Origin of the sequence: Achromobacter sp. SIMBA_011, assembly GCF_046535435.1 — a bacterium.
GTDB lineage: Bacteria > Pseudomonadota > Gammaproteobacteria > Burkholderiales > Burkholderiaceae_B > Achromobacter > Achromobacter dolens.
Genome location: NZ_JAWRWN010000343.1, coordinates 1 through 277 on the forward strand (window position 1 = coordinate 1; position 277 = coordinate 277).

General features: G+C 61.0%; 1 pseudogene. It reads left to right on the plus strand.

Annotation, left to right across the window (positions count from 1 at the left end):
- Positions 1-277: pseudogene (locus SB816_RS31230) on the plus strand (ABC transporter substrate-binding protein); the annotation flags it as partial.

Here is a 277-nt window from a genome sequence, read left to right on the forward strand (position 1 = left end):
GTTGATCCCCGGCGACAACAAGCAGACGCTCGCGAAATACCGCGCACGCCATCACGACATCTACATCGGCGAATGGTCGGCCGACTACATCGATCCGCACAGCAACGCGCAGGGTTTTGCATGGAACCCCGACAACTCCGACAAGTCGAGCTATAAAATGCTCGCCTGGCGCAACAGCTGGGACATTCCGCAATTCACGAAGGAGACCGACGCCGCCCTCGCCGAGCCGACCGCCGCGCAACGCGCGCAACGGTATCAGGCGATGCAGAAGGAGATG